This window comes from Schlesneria sp. (genome assembly GCF_036405755.1).
In the GTDB taxonomy this organism is placed as follows: domain Bacteria; phylum Planctomycetota; class Planctomycetia; order Planctomycetales; family Planctomycetaceae; genus Schlesneria; species Schlesneria sphaerica.
The window spans coordinates 1-3,822 of sequence record NZ_DASWWZ010000605.1 but is presented as its reverse complement, the minus strand read 5'-3'; the positions used below and the strand labels follow the sequence as shown (position 1 = coordinate 3,822).

General features: G+C 56.3%; 3 protein-coding genes and 1 pseudogene. All 4 read right to left on the bottom strand.

Annotated features, from left to right (window positions below):
* Positions 1–1,403, bottom strand: a 1,403-nt coding sequence (locus VGE80_RS20035; protein ID WP_440593886.1) for a hypothetical protein, incomplete at its 3' end; no start/stop codon positions are given.
* A 340-nt stretch (positions 1,404–1,743) separates the two neighbouring features.
* Positions 1,744–2,577: a suppressor of fused domain protein gene (locus VGE80_RS20030; protein ID WP_440593885.1), complete on the bottom strand. Its 834-nt coding sequence runs from the start codon at positions 2,575–2,577 to the stop codon at positions 1,744–1,746.
* Positions 2,578–2,964: 387 nt separating this feature from the next.
* The gene (locus tag VGE80_RS20025) at positions 2,965–3,447 is read right to left on the bottom strand and encodes an Hsp20/alpha crystallin family protein (protein ID WP_440593884.1); all 483 of its coding nucleotides are present in this window, start codon (positions 3,445–3,447) and stop codon (positions 2,965–2,967) included.
* A gap of 168 nt (positions 3,448–3,615) precedes the next feature.
* Positions 3,616–3,822 (bottom strand): annotated as a pseudogene (locus VGE80_RS20020) (prenyltransferase/squalene oxidase repeat-containing protein); the annotation flags it as partial.

Here is a 3,822-nt window from a genome sequence, read left to right as displayed (position 1 = left end):
ATCTTTGGAAATGCAAGTTCCTCTGCGCGTTCCCTGAGTTGCTCGCTGAGCAACTTGGGTGCGGGGACGGTGGAGGGACGGGTGGGGACAGGGTACTCTTGCGAAAGTTGGGCAAGAGTCGGCATTGAATCGAACCGCAGTCGATCGGGAGTTTCGTCGATCTTGAGCGCCATTCTCTCAAGGGAATGTCGCAACAGGAGAGCCGCTGCGACAAGTGATCCGACAGCGAGGACAATAATCAGCAAGTGGACGAATGACCGCTGAGAAGCGGGAGTAATTTCCTCCTCATCCCCCTCAATGGTCGGATCCTCTCTTGTCGAGAAGTTCGATTCACCTTTTTGTAAATTTTGTGAATGAAGTTTCTGCCCGACGGGAGTCAGCGGTGTGGCCTCGGGAGTGGGGGCATCCAGCAGCTTCGCGGCTGCGACGGGACGGAACTGGCCGTTGGTCGTTTCCTCCACTTCGGTGGATCCCTGCTGCGGCGCATTCGCTTCATCGCTGGGAATGAGAACGACATCACTCGCAGGGGTCTGAAGTTCGTCGGCTTCGGCGAATGGATCTCCCTGTGAGGAAGGGTTAAGCGGGGGTCCTGCTGGCTTGCGGGGGGCGCTACGTCCTCCTGCTGAAGGCCCGGCGAGTTCCTCGAACTCGGGTTTCGAACGGGACATGTCAGTGGGACGGGGAAGCACGCCGACAAGTTCCCGTCGTCGCGCTTCATCCGGTACGAAGACCAGGACCGAGCCATGCTGCAGGGCAGCCGCTTGCTTGGCCGCTTCAGATGAGAGTCGGTTGGGGACATTCGGTGTGATGACGTGGACTTCATCGAGCAACGTGACAGGCAAATCGAGTGCTTCCAGAATGGATCTGGCGTTCGCTCGTTGCGGTCGGAGCCTCAGCACAACCGGGTATTCCATCAGATTGACGAGAGCGATCTGCGTGAACTCGGGTTGCGCCAGTTCTGTTCCGTCCAAAAGAGATCCATCCGTCTCACTCTCGTCCTGATCTTTGTCCGCAGTGTCGCCAGTGCCTGAGCTTTTGGATTCGACGATCAAGAGGTCTCCAGATCGGAGTCGCGTATCGTCACTTTCGGAATAGATTTCGATCTGACTGAAACGGCCTCGCCGAATCAACCGAATCGCCGTCGAGGCATTTTCGCGGAAGCCCTGAGCGTTTTTCAGCAATGTGTGCAGCGTGAGATCCGAGGGATCGACCTGATACGTGCCGGGTCGTACGACTTCTCCCATGATGGAGAGATAACTCGCGGGTGGTGCTTCCGGTGTCGCGGCCATTTCCACGAAGTCGCCGTCTGCAGTCTCGTCCTCTGCCGTTGCGGGGAGAGACCAGCCAGCCAGAGCAGTAGAAGCAAAAACAGCACAAAGCAGCGTGAAAATCCGCGAACGCATGGTTCGTCCCCGAGACGTCGACCATTCTTTGACAGGCATAACTCGACACAATCGGAATAATCGGCACTCGTCGCCGATCTCATGCAGCCAAATTGGGATTTTAGCTCGATTTTTTAAAGATTTTGCGATCCTGTGCCGCAGTGCGTTGGAACCAGATCAGTTACGAGGTGCCTGGACGGCGACAGACTTGCGTCTAACCGCACTTTGTCGCTGATACCCCGCAGGTGGCACTGTCCCGATTCCTGACGAGACAGCGCGAGGAGTGAGGAGGAGGAGTGAGACCGTAACGAGTGACAGGGCCTTCTGTCCTGCAGCAGCGATGGTGCGTCGGGGCGAGCGGCTACCAGTCGAACCAGCTCTTCTTGCAGGTATTTTTGCGTTGGATATCAATCACTTCGTTCACTTCGGCGCGGTCGAGCCGGTCGATCAAGTAGTTCATCCCTTTCTGGACTTTGCATTCCATCTCATCGGCGTACAGCGGAATGACAGCATAGAAATGGATTTCCTCGTCATCACCCATGTCGAGAGTGCGAAAACGTGTTGGCGGGCTGAGGGGGGGCATCAGTACGGCCCCGCAGAAGTGTGTGTTGGAGGCGTACGTCAACGGGGGGACGCCGTTGGGCACCGAATGCCCCGGCCCCAGCCAGGTCTGAAATTCGTGTGGCAGACGAGCGAGGACCTTCAGCAGGCGGATCGGCCAATAATGCCGCTCATCCCGGAAGTCATCCATTCCCAGGTTCCAGGTTCGAGGGAGGCAGAGCATCAGTTCGGCATATCGCAACGCTTCGGCACCGTCGGGAACCGTCATTGGCAGTTCTGACATTCCGCTTGTCACCAGCGTGTAGTAGGGATGATCGGTCTGAGGAGGGACGCGATACACGTCGATCTGGACGTACTCGGAGACCAGTTCATGAAAGATGAAGTCGATGGGGCCGATGGTGGATTCAATGTGATCGGCGATCTTGCGGCGTTTGCGGGAGTCGACCGGATGAACGGGCTTTGTGACCGATCGAATTTTCTTGACTCGCGGTCGTTCCACCGGATGATCGCTCTGCTTTGCATCGGGGACGACGAGGTCGCGACCGCACTGACGGCATTTCGCACGGCAACCCGCTTTCTCGAGATCCACTCGGTACCGAGTATTGCAGTGATCACAGCGGAAAATGATCGCCATGTACGATGGCTCCAACGCTGGCCCGGGGGAACGTTGCCTACTGGATACGGATCGGAAATGGAGCAAGGAATGAGAGAGTGCGGCTACAATAACTCGCCAAGACCCGTCACGACAATGCAGGTCACCACATTGTCTATCGAAGTGGCCGATTCCTTGATGGCAGCTCGAGCGAGAACTCGAAATCCTCTGCGGTCAATTGAAGTGACCGGTTGGCGAGTCGAACTCACCCTGCTTCAATTGCGTTGGTGAAGGCGAGTCAAGAACGAGTCTGATCGGGGAGGAGAGAAATTCGTCGTGGCAAAACAGAATCCCCCTGCACGGCTCTCTTGTCGAGGAGTGAGTCATGCAGGGGGGAGAAGCGGCGATAAGTCACTTGTGACGGAGAGTCTAAACTGTTCCGCCGTTGCCGCGAGAAACGGGAATCGAGCGACCTGGGCCAGGAACGGCTTTTTTCAACGTGATCGTTAAGAGGCCGTCACGTGTTTCGGCTTTCACCCCTTCGTCGTTCACCGCGGCGGGTAATGGAATGGCTCTTTGATATTGTCCGGCGAAACGCTCACGGACATGAACCCGGGCGTCACCCATGAACTCCTGTCGCTGGCGAGTTGCCGTGATCGTCAGCATGTTCCCCGCAAGACTCACATCGACCGTTTCAGCACTGACCCCAGGAAGGTCCACCTGCACAACGATTTCATTCGGCAGCTCAATCATGTCCACGGGGAGGTTTGACGTGCGGTTTCCCCCTGTGATTCCCAGCGATTCCAGCGTCCGTTCGCCGGTGTTGCGAACAACTTCCAGCCAGCGATCGACTTCCTGACGAACTCGTTCCACCGGGGGAATCCCGCTGCTTTCAGGGTTAGACTCACTCATGTTTATTATGACTTTCTGTTGAAGATCGGTGACATCAATGAAGACAGCAGAACGTGACGATATGTCATCAGGGACGAACCCGACGAGTACAGCGTCATCGGATGTTTGAATTCGTAGAGACGCAGAACGAAAGGCGCTGACGGATCGAATGACCCCCATGATGAGCGTTTAGCGCTGGTAGATGGGGAGGTAGCCGTTATCCAGCAGCAGAATGGTTGAGTTGATCGCGGTCACGTAAACCGGCCCCACGTGCCCTTCTTTCCAGGAACCGTTGGCAGACTGTTGAGCCATGATCTGCTTCGAGATCGTCGAAAAGTATTTCGACCATTTGTCATCGCCCAGCCGGTACTGCACCTGAGAATAGTAGTAATGGGT

What these genes read in the sequence shown, in the direction of transcription:
- VGE80_RS20030 (WP_440593885.1), bottom strand. Translation starts at nt 2,577, where the DNA reads ATGGCGATCATTTTCCGCTGTGATCACTGCAATACTCGGTACCGAGTG.
- VGE80_RS20025 (WP_440593884.1), bottom strand. Translation starts at nt 3,447, where the DNA reads ATGAGTGAGTCTAACCCTGAAAGCAGCGGGATTCCCCCGGTGGAACGA.